Origin of the sequence: Pararhodobacter aggregans (genome assembly GCF_003075525.1) — a bacterium.
Lineage (GTDB): Bacteria > Pseudomonadota > Alphaproteobacteria > Rhodobacterales > Rhodobacteraceae > Pararhodobacter > Pararhodobacter aggregans.
In genome coordinates, this window is the sequence record NZ_QDDR01000001.1 from 244,725 (window position 1) to 266,071 (window position 21,347).

Consider the following 21,347-nt stretch of genomic DNA (forward strand, 5'->3'; position numbering starts at 1 on the left):
CCCCGCGGTGGCCCTGTAGGGTGGGATTTCATCCCACCTTCCGCGACCCGTCAGTCGGCCTTGCCCACCGCCAGCAGCGCCACACCGACACGCCGCCCCTCGGACAAAAGCACGTTATAGGTCCGGCAGGCGGCGGGCGAGGCCATCGGCTCGGCGGCGATCCCGGCCGCTTCCAGCGTCTCGCGGAAGTCCTTTGGCAGATGGGCGATCTCGGCCCCGGTGCCGACGAAGAGCACGTCGAGCTGACCGGCCAGCGGCAGCAGCGTCGCGGTATCCCCGAACCCGCCCCAGGCCACCACCTGCCCGGGCACGATCACCAGGGGCGCGGGATGCGCCACCCCGCCGATGCGGAAGAAATCGGCACCATAGCCCTCGATGGGCTGGGCGGTGCCGAAGTCGATCTCGGTCAGCCTCATTTCGAGGACGAGGTGGCGAATTGCGTGCCTGCCTTGTCGCCGCCCTTGCCCCAGTCGCGCTTGACGCCCAGCAGCTTGACGATGACCGCGGCGACATAGATCGACGACCAGGTGCCGACGAAAATGCCCCAGATCATGGCGAAGACGAAGCCGCGGAGCACGTCGCCGCCCAGCACGAAGAGCGCGATGAGCGCGATCAGCGTGGTGAACGAGGTCATCAGGGTCCGGGTCAGCGTCTCGTTCAGGGACAGGTTCATCACGTCCAGAACCGGGCGCTGCTTATACTTGATGAGGTTCTCGCGCATCCGGTCGAAGACCACCACCGTATCGTTCAGCGAATAGCCGACGATGGTCAGAAGCGCGGCGATGATCGCGAGGTCAAAGCGCAGCTGCAGGATCACGAAGACGCCGATGGTCAGGATCAGGTCATGGACCAGCGCCGCCACCGCGCCCAGCGCGAATTGCCATTCGAACCGCAGCCAGATGTAGATCAGCACCGCCCCCAGCGCGGCCAGCACGGCCAGGATCGCCTCCTGCACCAACTCGCCCGAGACCTTGGGCCCGACCGATTCGACCGAGGCGAAGGTGATCGAGGGATCGACGCCCTGCAACGCGCTCTGCACCTGGGCCAGCACCGCGGGCGAGACGGCCTCGCCGTCGTCCGGCGCCTGGATGCGCATGCTCGCCACATGCTGGTCGTCGCGGAAGCTCGGGTCATAGACCTCGGTGATGGCGATGTCGCCCAGGTTCAGGGGCGCCAGGGCCTCGCGGTAGGCGCCGACATCGACCGGCTGGGTGGCTTCCGTGCGGATCGTGGTGCCGCCGCGGAAGTCGATGCCGAAGTTCAGGCCGATGGCGAAGAAGACGGCGATGGAGGCGGCGATCAACACCATCGACAGGCCGAAGGTGTATTTCCACGGCCCCATGAAGTTGATGTCGGTGTCGTCGGGAACGATTTTCAGCCGATACATTCTGTGTCGCTCCTCAGAGGTTCAGCGTCTTGGGACGGCGGCGTTCGAACCACCAGACGATGATCAGCCGCGTGACGAAGATCGCCGAGAAGACCGAGGTGACGATGCCCAGGCCCAGGGTGATGGCGAAGCCCCGCACCGGGCCCGAGCCCAGCGCATAGAGGATCGCCGCGGTCATGAAGGTGGTGATGTTGGCATCGAGGATCGCCGACATGGCCCGCTCGTAGCCCAGTTCGATGGCCCGGGCGGGACCGCGCGCGGTGCGCAATTCCTCGCGGATCCGTTCGAAAATCAGCACGTTGGCGTCCACGGCCATACCGATGGTCAGCACGATGCCGGCGATGCCGGGCAGGGTCAACGTGCCGCCGATCAGCGACAGGATGGCGAAGATCATCGCCACGTTCATCATCAGCGCGACATTGGCGATCCAGCCGTAGAAGCCGTAGCTCAGCCCCATGTAGAGGAGCACCGCCGCCATGGCGACGACCGCGGCGACCTTGCCGGCATCGACGCTGTCCTGGCCCAGTTCCGGCCCGATGGTGCGCTGTTCCAGCACCTGGATCGAGGCGGGCAGGGCGCCCGCGCGCAGCAGGATGGCCAGCTGCGTCGATTCCTCGATGGTGAAGCGGCCGGTGATGATGCCCGACCCGCCGGGAATGGCGCTCTGGATCACCGGGGCCGAGATCACCTCGTTGTCCAGCACGATGGCGAAGGGATTGCCGATGTTCTCGGCGGTGTAGAGGCCGAAGGCGCGCGCGCCCGCCGGGTTGAAGCGGAAGCTCACCGCCGGGCGGCCGTTCTGGTCGAAGGTCGGCTGCGCGTCGGTCAGCTGCTCGCCCGAGACGACGGCGGTCTGTTCGAGGACGTAATAGACGCCCTGTTCATTCATTGCCGGATAGACCACCTGACGCGGGCCCGGGGCCTCGTTGCCATTGGAGGTGGTGCGCACGACCGGATGGAAGGTCAGCCGCGCGGTGCGGCCGATCAGGTCGAGGATCTCGTCCGCCGAGCCCACGCCCGGCACCTGGATCAGCACGCGGTCGGCGCCCTGACGCAGGATGGTCGGCTCCCGCGTGCCGGCCTCGTCGACGCGGCGGCGGATGATCTCCAGCGACTGGCGCATGGTGCGGTCATCGGTCGCCAGACGCTCGGCCTCGGAAAGGGTGACGATGATCTGGCCGTTGTCCTCGTGGATGTCGAGGTCCTGCTGGCCGATCCCGGTCAGGGTCTGCATCGGCTGCGAGAGGGTGCGCACGACCTCGAGGGCGCGCTGCATCCCCTCGGCATTGCCGATGGCGACGCGCAGGACGCCCGGATCGTCCGAGGGCATGCGGCGGACGCCGCCCACCGTGGCGCGCTCGGTCCTGAGCAGGTCGCGGACCTCGGGCCAGAGGGCATCGATGCGGTCGGCATAGACATCCGAGACCCGGACCTCGACCAGCAGATGCGCCCCGCCCCGCAGGTCGAGGCCCAGATTGATCGTGTCCGAAGGCAGCCAGTCGGGCCACAGCGCCCGCTCGGCCTGAAGTTCGGGCGTGTCGTTCCCCGCGGCGATCTGGGCCACGGCGTCGTTATGGCGCTCGACACGGTCGTAAAACAGGTTGGGCGCGGAGAACACCACGGCGGCGAGGCAGATCAGGATGACCAGCGCGCGCTTCCAGAGCGAGAATTGCAGCATGGGGGAACCTTGCGTGGAGGTCCGCCCGCAGCCTCGCCGCGGGCAGGATCCGGAGCGGCGGGCTTAGTCGGCCGTGGCGGGCTCGGTCTTCGACAGGACGCTGGTCACGGTCGAGCGGACGACGCGGACCTTGACGCCCTCGGCGATCTCGACCTCGATCTCGCCGTCTTCCTTGACCTTCGAGACCTTGCCGATCAGGCCGCCCGCGGTGATCACCTGGTCACCCCGGCGCAGGCCTTCGACCATCGCACGGTGCTGCTTCATTTTTTTCTGCTGCGGGCGGATCAGCAGCATCCACATGATCAGGAAGATCAGCGCGAAGGGAATGATCTGCGTGGCGAGACCGGCAACGCCGGCATCGCCGGCGGTCTGCGCGAAGGCGGGGGTGATGAACATGAGGCTCCTCAGGTGGGGACGGGACCGGAGAGGCCCGTCAGATCTGGCGCGCACCCTATATGGGGGCCGGTGCGAGTTCAAGCGAGAGGGCAGGGCGCAGAAACCGCCCCGTTCCGGCGGTTTTTCGCAGTGCAGGCCGGGTCATGCGGGGGCAAGCCCGGAGACGGCAAAGAGCGGGGGGCCAGCCCCCCGCACCCCCCGCCAAAGGGGACCCTCGGGCCCCCTTTGGAAACCCCCGAGGATATTTGGAGAACAAAGATGCAAGTTAAGAGCGCGTTAAGTCGCCTTCTTTGCGCTCCAAATATCCTCGGGGGGTGAATTGGCCGTCAGGCCAAGAGGGGGGCAGACGGCCCCCCTTCTTCGGCGCGGCAACGCCGCGCCGCTGCTTGCTCCCCGTTTCGTCTTTTGGAGCCACGGCGTCGGAGGTGTCGCGGCCGAGGGTGCACCCCCTCTTCAGCCGCGTTCGTGCCGCAGGGGGCGCGACAGGAGCAGGTCCTTGGCCTCATCCAGTGACACCTGGCCCTTGAGCAGCGCCGAGACCATGCAGGTCACCGGCAGCGTGTCGGAATCGCCGTCTGCCGCCAGCGCATGCGCGGTCATCACGCCCTCGACCGTCTGCGCGCCGTCCGGCAGTTCGCCACGGCCGATCGCCTGGCCGTGGCGGAAGTTGCGGGATTTCTCGGAGGTGCAGGTCAGCACCAGATCGCCGAAGCCCGAGAGTCCGGCCAGCGTCTCGGGCAGGGCGCCCCGGCTCTCGGCCAGGCGCTGGATCTCGGCGAAGCCGCGGGTCATCAGCGCCGCGCGGGCGCTTTCACCGAAGCCCGCGCCCAGCACCACCCCCGCGGCGATGGCGATCACGTTCTTCAGCGCGCCGCCCAGCTGCGCCCCCAGCGCGTCCTCGGTCAGGTAGAGGCGCAGGTCGGGCGTGGCGAGTTCGGCCTGCAGCGCCTCGCCGCCCCGATGCGCGGTGGCGAGCGTCAGCGCGGTGGGTTTGCCCAGGGCGATGTCCACCGCGAAGCTGGGGCCGGTCAGCACCGCGGTCCGCGCGCCGGGGATCGCCTGTTCCAGCACCTCGGTCGGCAGGAGGCCACTGCCCAGTTCCACCCCCTTGCAGCAGGCGACCAGTGTGCGGCCGGCCAGCGCCCCGGCCTGCGTCTCGGCGAGCCGGCGCAGGGTCTGGGTGGGGACGGCGAGCAGCAGGATCGGCGCGGCGGCGGCCTCGGCCACGGCGGCGGTCGGTCTGAGGCTGGGCGGCAGCGGCACGCCGGGCAGGCGGGCGGCGTTCTCGCCCGTCGTCCGCATCCGGTCCACCTGTGCCTCGTCGCGGGCGTAGAGCGACACGCGTCTGCCCGCCCGTGCCAGTGTGATCGCAAGCGCCGTTCCGAAGGCGCCAGCGCCCAGAACCCCGATCTCGGGCCGTTCCATGCCGATCCTTTCTGCCCATTCGGGCTTTGCAGCCGAAGCAGCGTGACGTTATGACGGACCGAACCCCGGTTTCAGGACGGTCTCATGGTCGATATCGCAACCCGCGTCCACAATCACAACTGGAAGATCGATCCGATCGTCCGGTCCCTGATCGACACGGATTTCTACAAGCTACTTATGTGCCAGTCGATTTTTCGCAACCGGCCGGACACGCGGGTCACGTTTTCGCTGATCAATCGCACGAAGGATGTGCGCCTGGCCGAGCTGATCGACGAGGGCGAATTGCGCGAGCAGCTGGACCATGTGCGGGGGCTCAGCCTGACCCGGGGCGAGAGCACCTGGTTGAGGGGCAACACCTTTTACGGCAAGCGGCAGATGTTCCGTTCCGATTTCATGGAATGGTTCGAGGGGCTCAGGCTGCCCGATTACCATCTGGAAAAGCGCGACGGCCAGTACGAGCTGACTTTCGAGGGCGCCTGGCCCGAGGTGATGCTCTGGGAGATCCCGGCGCTGGCGATCCTGATGGAGCTGCGCTCGCGCGCCGTGCTGAAGACCATGGGCAAGTTCGAGCTGGAAGTGCTCTATGCCCGGGCCATGTCGCGGGTCTGGGAAAAGGTCGAGCGGCTGCGCAAGATCCCGAACCTGCGCATTGCCGATTTCGGCACCCGGCGGCGGCATTCCTTCCTGTGGCAGGATTGGTGCGTGCAGGCGCTGATGGAGGGGTTGGGCGAGGCCTTCACCGGCACCTCGAACTGCCGCATCGCCATGCGCCGCGACATCGAGGCGATCGGCACCAACGCCCATGAATTGCCCATGGTTTACGCGGCCCTGGCCGAAAGCGACGCCGAGCTGGCGCAGGCGCCCTACAAGGTGCTGGCCGATTGGCACGAAGAGCATGACGGCAATCTGCGGATCATCCTGCCGGACACCTACGGGACCGAGGGTTTCCTCAAGCGCGCGCCCGACTGGCTGGCGGGCTGGACCGGGATCCGCATCGATTCCGGTGACCCGGCCACGGCGGCCGAAGTGGCGATCCGCTGGTGGACCGAGCGCGGCGAGGATCCGCGCCAGAAGCTGGTGATCTTCTCGGACGGGCTCGATGTCGACAAGATCGAGGCGTTGAAGGCGCAATTCGCCGGCCGGGTGAAGGTCTCGTTCGGTTGGGGCACGCTGCTGACCAACGATTTCCGCGGCCTGACCGAGGGCGACCGGCTGGCCCCCTTCTCGCTGGTGTGCAAGGCGGTTGCGGCGAACGGGCGGCCGACGGTCAAGCTGTCCGACAACCCCAACAAGGCGATGGGCCCGGCCGACGAGGTGGCGCGCTACAAGCGGGTCTTCGGCGTCGGCGAGCAGGAGGCACTGGCGGTCGTCGTGTGAGTGACTTGTCGGGTTGGTTGCTGTGCGGTATATTCATGCGGTATCGTTGGGAGGGTATCCATGTCGGCAACCGCGAAACGCAAGACGTCCCTCACGCTCGACGCGGCGTTGCTCGATGACGCGCGCGACCTCGATCTGAACGTGTCCGCGGTCGCCGATGCCGCGCTGCGCCAGGCGGTCGCCGAGGCGCGTCACAAGCGGTGGCTGGAAGAAAACGCGGACGCCTTCGCGGCGCAGGCCGAGTGGCACCGGACGCACGGCCATCCGCTGGCCGATATCATGGTCGGGCCGGGCAAGGCGACATGGAGCGCCTGAGCCGGTTCGACGTGGTCGAGGCGAATGGCATCGCCATGGTCGTTGTGGAGAGCGAATTGCTCCCGCCCGATCCGGCGGTCGTGGTCATCCCGTTGCTGGAGAATTATCCAGCGGTGACGACGCTCAATCCCGTCATTCCCTACCGAGGGCTCTCCCTGATCCTGGCCACGCGCTTGGTCACGCCGGTCAGCAGGGCGGCCGTTCGGCGAACGGGTCGGGTCGAGGAGCATGCCGACAGGATAACCCGCGCGCTCGACGTTCTGTTGACCGGGATCTGAAACGGATAAGGGCCGCGACGAATGCCGCGGCCCTTCTTGTGGATCAGGCTGAAATCTCAGCTCTTGGCCAGATCGCGCAGCACGTAGTGCAGCACGCCGCCGTGCTTGACGTAATCGACCTCGATCTCGGTATCGATCCGGCATTTCAGCTGGATGGTCTTCACCGAGCCGTCCTTCATGGTGATCGTGCAGGGCACGGTCGAGAGCGGCTTGATGTCGTCCGAGAGGCCGCCGATCGAGACCACCTCATCGCCGGTCAGGCCCAGCGACTTGCGGGTGTCGCCGCCGGTGAACTCGAAGGGGATGACCCCCATGCCGACGAGGTTCGAGCGGTGGATACGCTCGAAGCTTTCCGCGATCACGGCCTTGACGCCCAAGAGGTTCGTGCCCTTGGCCGCCCAGTCGCGCGAGGAACCGGCGCCGTATTCGATGCCGCCGAAGATCACCAGCGGCACACCGGCGTCCTGGTATTCCATCGCCGCGTCGTAGATCGAGGTCTGCTCGCCGTTCGGGCCCTTGGTATAGCCGCCCTCGACGCCGTCCAGCATCTCGTTCTTGATGCGGATGTTGGCGAAGGTGCCGCGCATCATCACTTCGTGGTTGCCGCGGCGCGAGCCGTAGCTGTTGAAGTCCTTCACCGCGACCTGACGCTCGGTCAGGTACTTGCCGGCCGGAGTGGTGGCCTTGAACGAGCCTGCGGGTGAGATGTGGTCGGTGGTGATCATGTCGCCCAGCACCGCCAGCACGCGGGCATCGGTGATCGGGTTGATGTGACCTTTCTCGGCCGCCATGCCGCGGAAGTAGGGCGGGTTCTGGATATAGGTCGAGGACGCGGGCCAGTCGTAGGTTTCGCTGCCCGAGACCTTCACCGCCTGCCACTTGCTGTCGCCTTTGAAGACATCGGCGTATTTCGACAGGAAGGCCTCGCGGGTGACCACGCGGTCCACCAGCTCGGCGATTTCCTGGTCGGTCGGCCAGATGTCTTTCAGGTAGACGTCCTTGCCGTCGGGCGTCTGGCCCAGCGGTTCGGTGGTCAGGTCGATGTTCATGTCACCGGCCAGCGCGTAGGCCACGACCAGCGGCGGCGAGGCCAGGTAGTTGGCGCGCACGTCGGGCGAGATCCGGCCCTCGAAGTTGCGGTTGCCCGAGAGGACCGCCGTGGCGATCAGGTCGTTCTCGTTGATCGCCTTCGAGATTTCGGGTTGCAGCGGGCCCGAGTTGCCGATGCAGGTGGTGCAGCCGAAGCCGACGATGTTGAAGCCCACGGCGTCGAGGTCTTCCTGCAGGTTCGCGGCCTTGAGGTATTGCTCGACAACCTGCGACCCGGGCGCGAGCGAGGTCTTCACCCAGGGCTTGCGGTTCAGGCCCCGCGCGCGGGCCTTGCGGGCGACGAGGCCCGCGCCGATCAGCACATAGGGGTTCGAGGTGTTGGTGCAGGAGGTGATCGAGGCGATCACCACCGAGCCGTCGCGCAGCGTGTAGTCCTCGCCGTCGACGGTCGCGGTCTTGGCGACGTCCACCTGTTTCGTCGCCACGGGGCCTTCGTCGGCCATGTCCTTGGCGGCTTCCGAGACGTCGAGGCCGCGGTAATCGGCAACGACCTTGGTGAAGGCCGACGAGGCGCCGGTCAGCGGCAGGTAGTCCTGCGGACGCTTCGGGCCCGAGATGGCGGGCACGATGGTGCTCATGTCGAGCTCCAGCGTCGAGGAATAGATCGGGGCGTAATCGGCGCCGCGCCACATGCCGTTCTCTTTGGCATAGGCCTCGACCAGGGCGATGCGCGCCTCGTCACGGCCGGTCTGCTTGAGGTAGCGCAGCGTCTCGGCGTCGATCGGGAAGAAGCCGCAGGTCGCGCCGTATTCGGGCGCCATGTTGGCGATGGTGGCGCGCTGGGCCAGCGGCAGGTTGTCGAGGCCCTCGCCGTAGAATTCCACGAACTTGTTGACCACGCCATGCTTGCGCAGCATCTGCACGACCTTCAGCACCAGGTCGGTGCCGGTGGTGCCTTCGACCATGCGGCCGGTCAGCTTGAAGCCGACGACCTCGGGGATCAGCATCGACACCGGCTGACCCAGCATCGCGGCCTCGGCCTCGATCCCGCCGACGCCCCAGCCGAGGACGGCCATGCCGTTGACCATGGTGGTGTGGCTGTCAGTGCCGACGAGGGTGTCGGGATAGGCGACCTGCTCGCCCGACTGGTCCTTGTCGGTCCAGACGGTCTGGGCGAGGTATTCGAGGTTCACCTGATGGCAGATGCCGGTGCCGGGGGGCACGACGCGGAAATTCTCGAACGCGGTCTGACCCCATTTCAGGAATTCGTAGCGCTCCATGTTGCGCTCGTATTCGAGGTCGACGTTGCGCTGGAAGGCGCGCGGGTTGCCGAATTCGTCGATCATCACCGAGTGGTCGATCACGAGGTCAACGGGCACCAGCGGGTTGATCTTCTGGGCGTTGCCGCCGAGGCCCTTGATGCCGTCGCGCATGGCGGCGAGGTCAACCACGGCGGGGACGCCGGTAAAGTCCTGCATCAGCACGCGGGCCGGGCGATAGGCGATCTCGCGCGGGTTCTTGCCGCCCTTGGCGCCCCATTCGGCGAAGGCCTTGATGTCCTCGACGGAGACGGTGAAACCGCCGTCCTCGAAGCGCAGCATGTTCTCCAGCACCACCTTCAGCGAGGCGGGCAGTTTCGAGAAGTCGCCGAGGCCCGCGGCCTGCGCCGCCGGGATCGAATAATAGGCAATCGACTGGCCGGCAACGGTCAGCGTCTTGCGCGTCTTGGCGGTATCTTTACCGACGATCACAGTCATGGGGAGGCTCCCTTCGGGTCAAGAGGGGTTTGGCTGCGCTGCTCATGCCTCATCGCGCGCCACCGATCAAGGGGGGGCGGGGCATTTTGTATACCATTGTGCACAAAAAGCGGTGAAACCCGCCGGTGACCCCCGGCAGGGTCGGGGATGCCCGGGTTTTGCGCAGGCAAGCGGGGCGTTGCCCGCCCCGGCGGCGCCATCCGGGCGGTGGCGAAGCCTCGCCGCTGCCGTGGCGCCGCTGTCACAAGCTGGTGTAACCGAGGCCCGGGCGGGTTGCCCCTGCTTGCGCGCGGGTCCATTTGCCGGTTCACTGACGCAGAATTTCAGGAGTTGGCGAATGACGCTGAAGGCACGGGTCCGGTCGGGCATCTTGTCACAGGCCCGGGGGCAAGCTGCCGGCGTCGGCATGGCGGCGGCGCTGGCGCTGGGGCTGGCGCCGGGAATCGTCCGGGCGCAGGAATCCGGATCGGTGACCGACGCCCCGGTCCTGATGGAGCTTTACACCGCGCAGGGCTGCGCCTCGTGCCCGCCCGCGGACGACATGATGATCGATCTCGCCTCGCGCGAGGATGTCATCGCCCTGGCCCTGCATGTCGATTACTGGGATTACATCGGCTGGGCCGATACCTTTGCCGACCGCGCCTATACCGAGCGCCAGCAACGTTATGCCCGCCGCTTCGGCCATTCCACGATCTACACGCCGCAGGTCGTCATCAACGGCACCCAGATCGTCGAGGGTTTCCGCGTGATGGAGGTGATGGACACCATCGCCGCCCAGCAGGCCCGGCCGCCCGAGGTACGCCTCCATCTCGCCCGCACCGAGGGCGGGCTCGAGATCCGGGCCGAGCCCACCGCCGATGCCGCGCCGCAGATCGCCATGGCCTCGCGCCGGTCGGCGATCTCGGGGATGGCGACCAATTCCGTGGTCGGCACGCTGAGCATGGTGCGCCGCGAAAGCGAGGCCCCGGCGGAAGCCGCCGCCGCTGACAGCGCCCCCGAGATGGCCGGGGCCGCGCCGTCCGCCGATGCCGCCGCCGCCCCTCCGGCGCCCGCGGCCGCCGCGCCGCTGGGCAACACCGGGCTGGGACCGGTCGGCAGCGGGCCCTATGTGGTGCAGATCATCCGCTACCGGCCCAGCGAGACGGTCGATATCCTCGATGGCGAGAATGCCGGTCTGAACGCGCATTACGCCAATATCGTCACCAGCTGGCAGCCGATCGGCAGCTGGGACATGCTGGCGCCGCTGGACCTGACCATCCCGCTGGAGGGCAGCGATCCGGTGGTGGTGGTGGTGCAGGAAAGCGGCCAGGGCGAGGTGATCGCCGCGGCGCGGGTCCGCTGAGCGCCTAGCCCGCGGTCGTCTCGGGCGCGTGTTTCCAGCGCCGGTGCAGCCAGAACCATTGCCCCTTGTGCGCCATGACCTTGCGGCTGGCGCTGTCGTTCAGCGCCCGCGTCATGGTCAGCGCGTCGGTGTGGGGGATCGGTTCCTCGACCTCGATGGTGAAGGTCAGCCCGTCCGGGTTCCGCGTGGCATAGAGCGGCACCAGCAACGCCTTGTATTTCAGCGCCATCTTGGCGGCCGAGGTGGCGGTCCAGGCCGGTTTTCCCAGGAAATCCACCAGTTCGCCATGCGCCATGTAATGGTCGCCCAGCAGGCCCAGCATGCCGCCCGATTTCACGAAGCGGATCATGTCGCTCAGCCCTTCGGACCCGCGCGGAAAGAGCGGGCGGGCGATGCTCTCGATGGTCGCCACATAGCGGGCGTTTGCCGCGGGGTTGGTCATGGGCATGTAGAGCCCGCCGACCCGGAAGCCCCGCGCGCTGAGGTTAGAGCGCCAGGCGTCGTAATTGCCGAAATGCGCGGACACCAGGATCACCGGCCGCCCCTCGGCATGCGCCCGGTCAAGCGCGGCAAGCCCCGGGCCGCCGGGCTCGAACGTGGCAGCGCGGCGGGCGAAGTCGGGGCCTGAATGCAGCTCGATGAACGAGCGGCCGAAATTGTCGGCGACGCCGTGGCAGATGGCGCTGACCTCGGCCTCCGGCATGTCGGGGAAGACGTGGCGCAGGTTCTGGCGGATCCGGCGGTTCAGGGCCAGCGGACCCAGCACCCGGCGGAAGAACCAGCCCATGGCGGGCACGCGGCGGTGGTAGGGCAGCAGCTTGACCGTGCCGATCACGGCGGCGGTCAGCCGGTCGTCGATCCAGTGACGAACCGAGAGTCGCGCGGGCGCTGGATCCGGGGGGGCGGCAGTCGTGCGGGTCATGGGCGCTATCTAGTCACCCGCCGCGGCGCTGTCCATCCGGGCGGGGCAGCTCAGGGATGGGACTTCTTGCGGCGGTTATGCCACCAGACCCATTGCTCGGGATGGGCGATGACCTGCGCGCCGAAGGCCCGGTTGAGGGCGGCGGTCATCGTCTCGGGGTCGGACGGCGGGATCGGCGCATCGACCTGCACCCGAAAACCGGGCTTGGCCCTGGTGCGGATGCCCCAGACCGGCACCAGCAGCGCGTCATAGCGCAGCGCCATCTCGGCCATCGACAGCACGGTGCGGGTGGGCTTGCCCAGAAAGTCGATCAGCACGCCGTTCGGCCGGTCCAGATCCATCAGGATCCCCAGCATGCCGCCCTTGCGCAGGAAGCGCACGACGTTGCGGAGCCCTTCGTTGGTGTCGGGGAACATCGGCTGGCCCGAGGCCGAGACGGCCTCGACATAGCGGCGGTTCATCGCCGGGCTGCCCAGTTCCTTGTAATAGCCGCCGATGGTGTAGCCGCGATGGATCAGCGCCAGCCGCCAGGCGTCATAATTGCCGAAATGCGCCGAGACGAGGATCACTGGCCGCCCCTCGGCCTGCGCCTGATCGAGGGCGGCGAGGCCCGGCCCCTCGATGGGCAGCGTCGCGGCCAGCGCCGCCATGTCCCGGGCCGAGACGACCTCGACGATCATGCGGGCGAGGTTGCCGGGCACCGCCAGGGCGATGCGGCGGACCTCGGCCTCGGGCAGGTCGGGGCGGAAATGGTGAACGGCCTCGGTGACCCGGCGGCGGATCGCGGTGAAGCGGCCCAGCGTGCGGCCGATGAAGCCCGCCAGCGGCGCCCGGATCCCGAACGGCAGCGCCATCAGGCCCGAGACCAGCGCCAGCGTCACGCGGTCGCGCGGCCGCTCGGGTGCGGGGGCGTCGGGCGACGGGGCAGGGTCGGTGGTCATGACGGGGATGCGGGCTCAGCCGAAAAGAAAACGCGGCCACTCCGGGATCTGGAACGGCCGCGCGGTCTGTCAGGTCGTGTCCGGCGGCAGGGCCGCCCGGAGGTCAGACCGCTTCGCTGATGAACTTCACCGCGTCGCCGAAGGTCTGGATGTTCTCGGCGGCGTCATCGGGGATCTCGATCCCGAATTCTTCCTCGAAGGCCATGACCAGCTCGACGGTGTCCAGCGAGTCGGCGCCCAGATCGTCGATGAACGAGGCGTTCTCGGTGATCTTGTCTTCTTCGACGCCGAGATGCTCGACCACAATCTTCTTCACGCGATCAGCGATGTCGCTCATGTTCAGTCCTCGTTTCCCTCTGGCGGAACCCGCCCAGTGTTGAATTGGCTCTCGCAAGCTGTAACGGCCACGCCCTTGCGAGGGCGCCAAACCGGACCAGCACGGGCAGGCCCCGGCTCAATCAGCGCCGCCTATAGCACAAGCGCGCCACGAGGCAAACGCTTTCCCGTCCCGGCGCCGGGCCCTAGGGTGTTGCCGCCCGGGGGGCGTGTTCGGGCCACAACAGACAGGAAATCATGGCAAACCTTTACCTTGTTATCCATCTGCCAGTGCTGCCGGCATGGCTGATGCTGATCCTGCTGCCCGAGGCGAAAGCGACCCGGCGGCTGGTGCATTCGGGGCTGATTCCGTTGCTGATGGGCGCGGTCTATGCCGTGTTCCTGACCGCGGGCGTGGTCTTTGGCCAGGCGGCCGAGGGCGCGGGGATGGGGTCGCTGGCGGGCATCATGGCGCTGATGTCGCATCCGGTGGGGGCGCTGACCGGATGGGCACATTTCCTGGTCTTCGACCTGTTCGTCGGCGCCTGGATCGCGCGGGACGCAAGGGCGCAGGGATTCGGTCATGCCGGAACGGTGCCGGTCCTGCTGCTGACCCTGGTCTTCGGGCCGCTGGGGCTGGCGGCGCATGTGCTGCGCCGCCTGATCGCGGGGAAGGGGATGGCGTTCTGAGCCGGAAGGGTCAGAGCATCGCCATGCCGCCGTTCACATGGATCGTGGTGCCGGTGACATAGGCGGCCTCGGGCGAGGCGAGGTAAAGGACCGCCGCCGCGATCTCCTCGGGCGTGCCCATGCGGCCCGCGGGGATCTGGCCGTTGATCTTGGCTTTCTGGTCGTCCGTCAGCTTGTCGGTCATCGGCGTGGCGATGAAGCCGGGCGCCACCGCATTGGCGGTGATGTTGCGCGAGGCGACCTCGGCGGCGATGGATTTCGTCAGGCCGATCATCCCGGCCTTGGAGGCGGCATAGTTCACCTGACCCGCGTTGCCGGTGGCGCCGACGATGGACGAGATGTTGACGATCCGGCCCCAGCGGGCCTTCATCATCGGCCGCATCACCGCCCGGCACAGGCGCATCGTGGCGGTCAGGTTGACGTCGATGACCGAGGCCCAATCCTCGTCCGACATGCGCATGAAGATCTGGTCGCGGGTGATGCCGGCGTTGTTGACCAGGATGTCGAGCCCGCCCATCGCCTCGATCGCCTGTTTCGGCAGCGCCTCGACCGCTTCGGAATCGCCGAGGTTGCAGGGCAGCACGAAGGCCCGTTCGCCCAGCTCCGCCGCCAGTTCCTGCAAGGGCGCCTCGCGGGTGCCGGAAAGGCCGACGGTCGCGCCCGCGCCGTGCAGGGCGCGGGCGATGGCGGCACCGATGCCGCCCGAGGCGCCGGTGACAAGGGCGCGTTTGCCGCTGAGGTCGAACATGGGATATCCTTTCGGTCAGGCTGTGCGGGAACCGGACAGGGGGCGCTGTCCCCTCCTGGCCGGTGGCCAAGTCACCCGCGGCGATTTGCCGGCAGGATGATACGGGGGGCGGTCTGCCCGGCGATTGGGCGCGGTTCTAGCAGCCGCCGGGTCCTGGCGCCAGCGGGCAGGAGTTCGCCGCTACGCGCCCGCGCTCTTTTCCCGCGCGGTAACAATGTGTATGTGGCAAGGCAAAGCTATGGATCGGCGAAGGCCGAAGACGGAGGAATGCAGATGCGTCGAGTCGTGGTCACGGGGCTGGGTATGCTGACGCCGCTTGCCTGTGGGGTCGAGGAGACCTGGAAGCGGCTTCTGGACGGACAATCGGGCGCGGGCCCGATCACGCGTTTCGACGCGAGCCACCTGTCCACCACCTATGCCTGCGAGATCCCGTTCGGCGACGGCTCGGACGGCAGCTTCAACCCCGACGACTGGATGGCACCGAAGGACCGGCGCAAGGTCGACGATTTCATCCTCTACGGCCTGGTCGCCGCGACCCAGGCGGTAGAGGATTCCGGCTGGCAGCCCGAGACCGACGAGGACCGCGAGCGCACCGGCGTGATGATCGGCTCGGGCATCGGAGGGCTGACGACGATCGCCGAGACCGCCATCCTGATCAAGGAAAAGGGGCCGAAGCGCGTTTCGCCCTTCTTCATCCCCGGCTCGCTCATCAACCTCGTCTCGGGTCAGGTCTCGATCAAATACGGCTTCAAGGGCCCGAACCACGCGGTGGTCACCGCCTGTTCGACCGGCGCCCATGCCATCGGCGACGCGGCGCGGCTGATTATGCTGGGCGACGCGGATGTGATGGTCGCGGGCGGGGCCGAGGCGCCGATCAGCGAGATCGGCATCGCTGGGTTCAACGCCTGCAAGGCGCTCTCGACCAAGCGCGGCGACGAGCCGCAGAAGGCCAGCCGCCCCTATGACGCGGACCGCGACGGCTTCGTCATGGGCGAGGGCGCGGGCATCGTCGTGCTGGAGGAATACGAGCACGCCAAGGCCCGCGGCGCGAAGATCTATTGCGAGGTGCTGGGTTATGGCCTGTCGGGCGACGCCTATCACATCACCGCGCCGTCCGAGGATGGCGACGGCGGCTTCCGCTCGATGGCGGCGGCGCTGAAGCGGGCGGGCCTGACGCCGGCCGATGTCGACTACATCAACGCGCACGGCACCTCGACCATGGCCGATACCATTGAACTGGGCGCGGTCGAGCGGCTGATGGGCGATGCGGCCGAGAAGGCCACCATGTCCTCGACCAAATCGGCCATCGGCCACCTGCTGGGGGCGGCGGGCGCGGTGGAAGCGATCTTCTGCGTGCTGGCGATCCGCGATCAGGTGGCGCCGCCGACCATCAACCTGGATAACCCCGCGGTCACGCCGCGGCTGGATCTGGCGCCCAACGCCGCGCGCCAGCGCAAGATCGACGTGGCGCTGTCCAATTCCTTCGGCTTTGGCGGCACCAATGCAAGCCTGGTGCTGGGCAAGGTGCGCGACTGATGTGGAAGCACATCGCGGCGAACGCGCTGACGCTGCTCATCGTGGGCTTCGTCATGCTGGCGGGTGTGGTGGCCATGGGTCAGCACGCCTTCCGGGCGGAGGGGCCGCTGGATCAGGCGATCTGTCTCAGGGTGGATCAGGGCGCCTCGCTGCGCAATGTCGCGACCTCGCTCGATGAGCAGGGCGCGGTGACCAGCCCGATGCTGTTCCGCATCGGCGCGCAATATGACGGGCGGGACGGGCAGCTGCGGTTCGGGTCCTATCTGGTGCCGGCCGGGGCCTCGATGGACCAGATCCTCGATATCGTGACGCGCGGCGGGGCTTCGACCTGCGGCACCGAGGTGGTGCTCAGGATCGGGGTGACCGCGGCGAGCTATCTGGTGCGCGAGCTTGACCCCGCCACCAGCCGCTTCACCGAGACGGTGGACCTGCCCATCGACACGACCGATTTCCCGGCCGAATACACCGACGTCGCCGAGGCGCCGGATACCCGGTTCCGCATCGTCGTGGCCGAAGGCGCGACCAGCTGGCAGATCTGGAACGCGCTGGGCAATGCCGAATTCCTGTCCGGCAGCGTGGACGAGGTCCCGCCGGAGGGGCATCTGGCGCCCGATGGCTACGAGGTGCGGCGCGGGGCGGACCGGGGCGAGTTGCTGGCCCGGATGCAGAGCGCACAGGAGACCTTCCTGGCCCAGGCCTGGGAGAACCGGGTCGAGGGGCTGCCTTTCGACACGCCCGAAGAGGCGCTGACGCTGGCCTCGATCGTCGAGAAGGAAACCGGCATCGCCGAGGAGCGCCGCGTGGTGGCGAGCGTCTTCATCAACCGTCTGCGTGTGCCGATGCGGCTCCAGACCGACCCGACGGTGATCTATGGCATCACCCGCGGGCAGGGCGTGCTGGGCCGGGGCCTCAGGCGGTCGGAACTGGACGCGGCGACGCCCTACAACACCTATCGCATCGACGGCCTGCCGCCGACGCCGATTGCCAACCCGGGCCGCGCTGCCATCGAGGCGGTGCTGAACCCCGAGGAGACGGAGTATCTGTACTTCGTCGCCGACGGCACCGGCGGGCATGTTTTCGGCCGCACGCTGGCCGAGCATAACGAGAACGTGGCCCGCTGGCGGCAGATCGAGGCGCAGCAGGGTAACTAAGGTTTTAGCGAGTTTTCCGTTGCATCCCAAGGTGTTGCGGATTGACTTTCGGCGCGGTCCATGGTAGCGCTAAAGGCATGCTGGCACAGTTCGGCTCTCGGCCCGGGGACATCCCCGGGCCGTTTGCGTTCTCATCGCGCGGGGCAGCGAGGCAGCAGGCAAACCGATGAAGAAACGAGACCACGGAACGGGGGATAGCCCGCCGCGCCATCTGGTGGCGCAGGCGGAACGGCAACTGGCGGCCTATGGAGCCGAGCTCGACGCCGCCATCGAGAGCATCAGGGCCGGGGATATGACGGCGTCGCGCGAATGGGCGGCGACCGTGTCCTCGTTGCGCAAGGCATTGGAGGCGGTGTTCAGTGAACGGGCGAAACTCGAGAAACTTGAAGAGGGTGGCGGACAGCGAGCCGGAGAGCTGGATCTCGCCGCCGCAGGGGCCGAGGTGCGATGCCGAATGGATCGCCTGCGCGCCGCAGCAGGTGCGGGAGGATTTCCTGAACGGCCTGAGTGACCAGGCGCTGCTGGCGCTGCCCTGGCTGTGGGATTTCTGGGCGCTGCCGCATCAGAAGGCGCCGGGCGGCAATTGGCGCAACTGGGTCATCATGGGCGGTCGCGGTGCGGGCAAGACCCGGGCCGGGGCCGAATGGGTGCGCCTGCAGGTCGAGGGGGCGGGGCCGCGCGACCCGGGCCGCGCGGCCCGTGTGGCCCTGGTGGGCGAAACGCTGGATCAGGTGCGCGAGGTGATGGTTTTCGGTGAAAGCGGGATCCTGGCCTGTTCGCCCCCCGACCGCCGCCCGGTCTGGGAAGCGACGAGGAAGCGCCTCGTCTGGCCCAACGGCGCGGTGGCGCAAGCGTTCTCCGCCCATGCGCCCGAGGCGTTGCGGGGCCCGCAGTTCGACGCGGCCTGGGCCGACGAGCTGGGCAAGTGGAAGAAATCCGACGCCGCCTGGGACCAGCTGCAATTCGCGCTCAGGCTGGGTGAGGATCCGCGCTGCGTGGTGACGACGACGCCCCGGGCCGAGGGGGTGCTCAGGCGGGTCCTGGCGCTGCCCTCGACCGTGGTCAGCCGGGCGCCGACGCAGGCCAACCGCGCCTTCCTCGCCGCCTCGTTCCTGCGCGAGGTCGAGGAGCGCTATGGCGGCTCGCGGCTGGGTCGGCAGGAGCTGGAGGGGCTGCTTCTGGAGGATGTCGAGGGCTCGCTTTTCCCGCAGGCACTGATCGAGCGCTGCCGGACGCGCGCGGTGCCGGCGTTCAGCCGGGTGGTGGTGGCGGTCGATCCGGCGGTGAGCGGGCACGCAGGCTCGGACCTGTGCGGGATCGTCGTGGTCGGCGCGGTGACGGAGGGTCCGGTCAGCGACTGGCGGGCGGTGGTGCTGGAGGACGCGAGCCTTAGGGCCGCCAGCCCCACCGACTGGGCGCGGGCCGCCATCGCGGCGATGCAGCGTCACGGGGCCGAGCGGCTGGTGGCCGAGGTCAATCAGGGCGGCAATCTGGTGGCCGAGGTGCTGCGTCAGGTGGATCCGCTGGTGCCGGTGACGGCGGCGCATGCGGTCAAGGGCAAGGGTGCCCGGGCCGAACCCGCCGCCGCGCTTTACGAACAGGGGCGGGTCGCGCATCTGCCGGGCCTCGGCGCGCTGGAGGAACAGATGGCGCTGATGACGGCCCAGGGCTTCAAGGGGACGGGCAGTCCCGACCGGGTGGACGCCCTGGTCTGGGCCCTGCACGAGCTGATTCTGGGCCCGGCGCGCTCGCATCGAAGCCCGCGCGCCCGGGTGCTGTAAGGCGTGTGCTGTGAGGGGGGGGCTTCGGGCCCCCCTTTTTCTGGCCGTTGCGCGCGCTCCGGGGCAGCGCACGGTGGCTCCAGCCGATGTTCGGATTTCCCCGCGATAACCCGTCTCAAGGCCGCGGCGCCGGGTTCGTCCCGCCCCGCGCGACAACGGAGGCAGAGCCATGTTCGACATCTTTCGCAAGCCCGTCGCCGATACCGCGCCCGAGGCCAAGGCCTCGGCCGTGGGGCCGCTGACGGCGGGCGCGCCCTCGGGTGGCTTCGGCAAGATCGCGGCGCTGCAACCGGCCAGCCAGCTGCGCTGGACGGCGCGCGACAGCGTATCGCTGACCCGGGCCGGGTTTCAGGGCAATCCGGTCGGCTTTCGGGTGGTGCGGATGATTTCCGAGGCCGCGGCGGCGCTGCCGCTGGTGCTGCAGGACAGCGCCCAGCGTTATGACGCGCATCCGCTGTTGTCCCTGCTGGGGCGGCCGAACCCGGCGCAGGGGCGGGCCGAGTTTCTGGAGGCGGTCTATGCGCAGCTGCTGCTCTCGGGGAACGCCTATGTCGAGGCGGTGGCCACGCCCGAGGGCGGGGTGCCGGGCGAGCTGCATGTTCTGCGCTCGGACCGGATGTCGGTGGTGCCGGGGCCGGATGGCTGGCCCGCGGGCTACGATTATGCGGTGAACGGTCGCAAACATCGGTTCCAGATGACCGAGGGCGCGGCGCCGATCTGCCATGTTCGCGCCTTCCATCCGCTGGACGACCATTACGGCCTGTCGCCCATCGAGGCGGCGGCGACCGCGGTCGATGTGCACAACAGCGCGTCGCGCTGGTCGAAGGCGCTGCTGGACAACGCCGCGCGGCCCTCGGGCGCCATCGTCTACAGGGGCGCGGACGGGCAGGGGCAGATGTCGAACGACCAGTTCGAGCGGTTGCAGGCAGAGATGGAGATGCACCATCAGGGCGCGCGCAACGCCGGGCGGCCGATGCTGCTGGAGGGCGGGCTCGACTGGAAGCCGATGGGCTTTTCCCCCTCCGACATGGAATTCCACCAGACCAAGGAGGCCGCCGCGCGCGAGATCGCGCTGGCCTTCGGCGTGCCGCCCATGCTGCTGGGGATCCCGGGCGACGCGACCTATGCCAATTACCAGGAGGCCAACCGCGGCTTCTACCGGCTGACGGTGCTGCCGCTGGCGGCCAAGGTCAGCGCGGCGCTGGCGCATTGGCTCTCGGGCTATCTGGGGGCCGAATTGCAGCTGCGCCCCGACCTCGACCAGGTGCCGGCGCTGGCGGCCGAGCGCGAGGCGGTCTGGCGCCGCGTGACCGAGGCCGATTTCCTGACCGAGGCCGAGAAGCGCGCCATGCTGGGCCTGCCGCCCCGGTCGGAATGAGGGGGGCCGCGGCGATGGCCAGCCCCCAGCGCAAGACGATCGGCGGATCGCGCTTTCTCTACGACAGTTTCGACCTCGCCCAGGCCCGGATCGACGCGCAGGAGCGCGTGGACGAGGAACGCCGCGCCGGCCTCGAGTTCCGGCTGTCCCGGATCGAGGAGACGCTTGAGCGGCTGGAGAAACGCCTGTGGCTGGCGGTCTATGGCGTCGCCTCGGGCGTGGTGGTGCATGGCGCGCTGGCCTTTCTGGCGACGCAGTTCTGAGGAGAGTTCATGCAGGGTCTTGAGACGAAATTCCACCCGCCGGGGGCGCCCGGCGTGGTGCTGGGCGAGGGCGCGGTGATCGCGGGCTATGCCTCGGTCTTCGGGGTGCGCGACCGGGGCGGCGATGTGGTCATGCCGGGCGCCTATGCCGCCTCGCTCGCGCGGATGGCGGCGTCGGGAGGCCGGGTGCGGATGCTCTGGCAGCACGACCAGGGCCAGCCGATCGGTGTCTGGGACGAGGTGGTCGAGGACGCGCAGGGGCTGCGCGTCAAGGGGCGCCTGCTGACCGAGGTCGAGAAGGGGCGCGAGGCGGCGGCGCTGATGGCGGCGGGGGCGGTGGACGGGCTGAGCATCGGCTACCGCACGATCCGCGCGGAAAAGCTGCCCGAGGGCGGGCGCAAGCTGATCGAGCTGGAGCTGTGGGAAGTGTCGCTGGTGACCTTCCCGATGCTGCCCATCGCCCGGGCCTCGGCCAAGTCGGGCGGGCTGCTGCTGGACCTCGCGCAGGGCCTTCAGGCGGCGCGGGCCGCGCTCGGCGGCCACTGACGGAACCATGCGCGGGGTCAGGGGCCCGGCGCGTTGGGGCGGGTTGCCTGTCGGGAGCCCGTGCAAGGGCA

General features: G+C 68.4%; 21 protein-coding genes and 1 pseudogene. 12 read left to right on the top strand and 10 right to left on the bottom strand.

Features of this window, described 5'->3' with window-relative positions; translation table 11 throughout:
- Positions 1 to 50: 50 nt before the first annotated feature.
- From DDE23_RS01220 to DDE23_RS01240, 5 genes and pseudogenes are all read right to left on the bottom strand, one after another.
- The gene (locus DDE23_RS01220; RefSeq protein ID WP_107749562.1) at positions 51 to 416 is read right to left on the bottom strand and encodes an Mth938-like domain-containing protein; all 366 of its coding nucleotides are present in this window, start codon (positions 414 to 416) and stop codon (positions 51 to 53) included.
- Positions 413 to 1,387, bottom strand: a complete 975-nt coding sequence (secF, locus tag DDE23_RS01225) for a protein translocase subunit SecF (RefSeq protein WP_107749563.1) — start codon at positions 1,385 to 1,387, stop codon at positions 413 to 415. Before secF ends, DDE23_RS01220 begins: the two co-directional genes overlap by 4 nt.
- Before the next feature lie 13 nt (positions 1,388 to 1,400).
- The gene (gene secD / locus DDE23_RS01230; protein ID WP_107749564.1) at positions 1,401 to 3,065 is read right to left on the bottom strand and encodes a protein translocase subunit SecD; all 1,665 of its coding nucleotides are present in this window, start codon (positions 3,063 to 3,065) and stop codon (positions 1,401 to 1,403) included.
- A gap of 63 nt (positions 3,066 to 3,128) precedes the next feature.
- Positions 3,129 to 3,461 (bottom strand): preprotein translocase subunit YajC, encoded by a 333-nt coding sequence (yajC, locus tag DDE23_RS01235; RefSeq protein WP_107749565.1) that lies wholly within the window; start codon positions 3,459 to 3,461, stop codon positions 3,129 to 3,131.
- Positions 3,462 to 3,914: 453 nt separating this feature from the next.
- Positions 3,915 to 4,898 (bottom strand): annotated as a pseudogene (locus DDE23_RS01240) (NAD(P)H-dependent glycerol-3-phosphate dehydrogenase); the annotation flags it as partial.
- A 72-nt stretch (positions 4,899 to 4,970) separates the two neighbouring features.
- Here DDE23_RS01240 and pncB point away from each other — a divergent pair.
- The 3 genes from pncB to DDE23_RS01255 are packed head-to-tail and all read left to right on the top strand — an operon-like array spanning position 4,971 to position 6,856.
- Complete coding sequence (pncB, locus tag DDE23_RS01245; RefSeq protein ID WP_107749567.1) at positions 4,971 to 6,263, top strand: nicotinate phosphoribosyltransferase; 1,293 nt, start codon at positions 4,971 to 4,973, stop codon at positions 6,261 to 6,263.
- A 60-nt stretch (positions 6,264 to 6,323) separates the two neighbouring features.
- On the top strand, positions 6,324 to 6,578 hold the full coding sequence (locus tag DDE23_RS01250; RefSeq protein WP_107749568.1) for a type II toxin-antitoxin system CcdA family antitoxin: 255 nt from the start codon (positions 6,324 to 6,326) through the stop codon (positions 6,576 to 6,578).
- The gene (locus DDE23_RS01255; RefSeq protein WP_107749569.1) at positions 6,566 to 6,856 is read left to right on the top strand and encodes a CcdB family protein; all 291 of its coding nucleotides are present in this window, start codon (positions 6,566 to 6,568) and stop codon (positions 6,854 to 6,856) included. Before DDE23_RS01250 ends, DDE23_RS01255 begins: the two co-directional genes overlap by 13 nt.
- A gap of 56 nt (positions 6,857 to 6,912) precedes the next feature.
- Here the strand turns inward: DDE23_RS01255 and acnA are convergent, their stop codons facing one another.
- Positions 6,913 to 9,663, bottom strand: coding sequence for an aconitate hydratase AcnA (acnA, locus tag DDE23_RS01260; protein WP_107749570.1), 2,751 nt, complete (start codon positions 9,661 to 9,663; stop codon positions 6,913 to 6,915).
- 337 nt (positions 9,664 to 10,000) lie between these two features.
- On the opposite strand from acnA, the gene DDE23_RS25380 reads away from it, so the two are divergent.
- Positions 10,001 to 11,005: a DUF1223 domain-containing protein gene (locus DDE23_RS25380; RefSeq protein ID WP_116548226.1), complete on the top strand. Its 1,005-nt coding sequence runs from the start codon at positions 10,001 to 10,003 to the stop codon at positions 11,003 to 11,005.
- A 4-nt stretch (positions 11,006 to 11,009) separates the two neighbouring features.
- Here the strand turns inward: DDE23_RS25380 and DDE23_RS01270 are convergent, their stop codons facing one another.
- The 3 genes from DDE23_RS01270 to DDE23_RS01280 form a co-directional block, all read right to left on the bottom strand.
- Positions 11,010 to 11,927 carry a lysophospholipid acyltransferase family protein gene (locus DDE23_RS01270; protein WP_107749571.1) on the bottom strand — a complete coding sequence of 306 codons (918 nt, stop codon included), beginning with the start codon at positions 11,925 to 11,927 and terminating at the stop codon, positions 11,010 to 11,012.
- 50 nt (positions 11,928 to 11,977) lie between these two features.
- Positions 11,978 to 12,868 carry a lysophospholipid acyltransferase family protein gene (locus DDE23_RS01275; RefSeq protein WP_107749572.1) on the bottom strand — a complete coding sequence of 297 codons (891 nt, stop codon included), beginning with the start codon at positions 12,866 to 12,868 and terminating at the stop codon, positions 11,978 to 11,980.
- Positions 12,869 to 12,971: 103 nt separating this feature from the next.
- A complete protein-coding gene (locus DDE23_RS01280) occupies positions 12,972 to 13,205 on the bottom strand; it encodes an acyl carrier protein (RefSeq protein WP_068304285.1) in 234 nt (77 codons plus the stop codon).
- 236 nt (positions 13,206 to 13,441) lie between these two features.
- On the opposite strand from DDE23_RS01280, the gene DDE23_RS01285 reads away from it, so the two are divergent.
- Entirely contained in the window at positions 13,442 to 13,873 is a 432-nt protein-coding gene (locus DDE23_RS01285) for an ABA4-like family protein (RefSeq protein ID WP_202863195.1), read from the top strand.
- Between the two features lie 10 nt (positions 13,874 to 13,883).
- Here DDE23_RS01285 and fabG read toward each other — a convergent pair whose 3' ends face one another.
- Entirely contained in the window at positions 13,884 to 14,621 is a 738-nt protein-coding gene (gene fabG, locus DDE23_RS01290; RefSeq protein WP_107749574.1) for a 3-oxoacyl-[acyl-carrier-protein] reductase, read from the bottom strand.
- 273 nt (positions 14,622 to 14,894) lie between these two features.
- On the opposite strand from fabG, the gene fabF reads away from it, so the two are divergent.
- The 7 genes from fabF (at position 14,895) to DDE23_RS01320 (ending at position 21,276) form a co-directional block, all read left to right on the top strand.
- A complete protein-coding gene (gene fabF / locus DDE23_RS01295) occupies positions 14,895 to 16,157 on the top strand; it encodes a beta-ketoacyl-ACP synthase II (protein WP_107749575.1) in 1,263 nt (420 codons plus the stop codon).
- Positions 16,157 to 17,308 carry an endolytic transglycosylase MltG gene (mltG, locus tag DDE23_RS01300; protein ID WP_107749576.1) on the top strand — a complete coding sequence of 384 codons (1,152 nt, stop codon included), beginning with the start codon at positions 16,157 to 16,159 and terminating at the stop codon, positions 17,306 to 17,308. The genes fabF and mltG overlap by 1 nt, the downstream gene beginning before the upstream one ends.
- A gap of 166 nt (positions 17,309 to 17,474) precedes the next feature.
- Complete coding sequence (locus DDE23_RS24830) at positions 17,475 to 17,819, top strand: hypothetical protein (RefSeq protein ID WP_133239509.1); 345 nt, start codon at positions 17,475 to 17,477, stop codon at positions 17,817 to 17,819.
- On the top strand, positions 17,788 to 19,089 hold the full coding sequence (locus tag DDE23_RS01305) for a DNA-packaging protein (protein ID WP_337589821.1): 1,302 nt from the start codon (positions 17,788 to 17,790) through the stop codon (positions 19,087 to 19,089). Before DDE23_RS24830 ends, DDE23_RS01305 begins: the two co-directional genes overlap by 32 nt.
- 169 nt (positions 19,090 to 19,258) lie before the next feature.
- A complete protein-coding gene (locus tag DDE23_RS01310; RefSeq protein WP_107749577.1) occupies positions 19,259 to 20,467 on the top strand; it encodes a phage portal protein in 1,209 nt (402 codons plus the stop codon).
- A 14-nt stretch (positions 20,468 to 20,481) separates the two neighbouring features.
- Positions 20,482 to 20,730 carry a GTA head formation protein, RCAP_rcc01685 family gene (locus DDE23_RS01315; RefSeq protein ID WP_107749578.1) on the top strand — a complete coding sequence of 83 codons (249 nt, stop codon included), beginning with the start codon at positions 20,482 to 20,484 and terminating at the stop codon, positions 20,728 to 20,730.
- 9 nt (positions 20,731 to 20,739) lie between these two features.
- A complete protein-coding gene (locus DDE23_RS01320) occupies positions 20,740 to 21,276 on the top strand; it encodes an HK97 family phage prohead protease (protein ID WP_107749579.1) in 537 nt (178 codons plus the stop codon).
- The last annotated feature ends 71 nt before the right edge of the window (positions 21,277 to 21,347 follow it).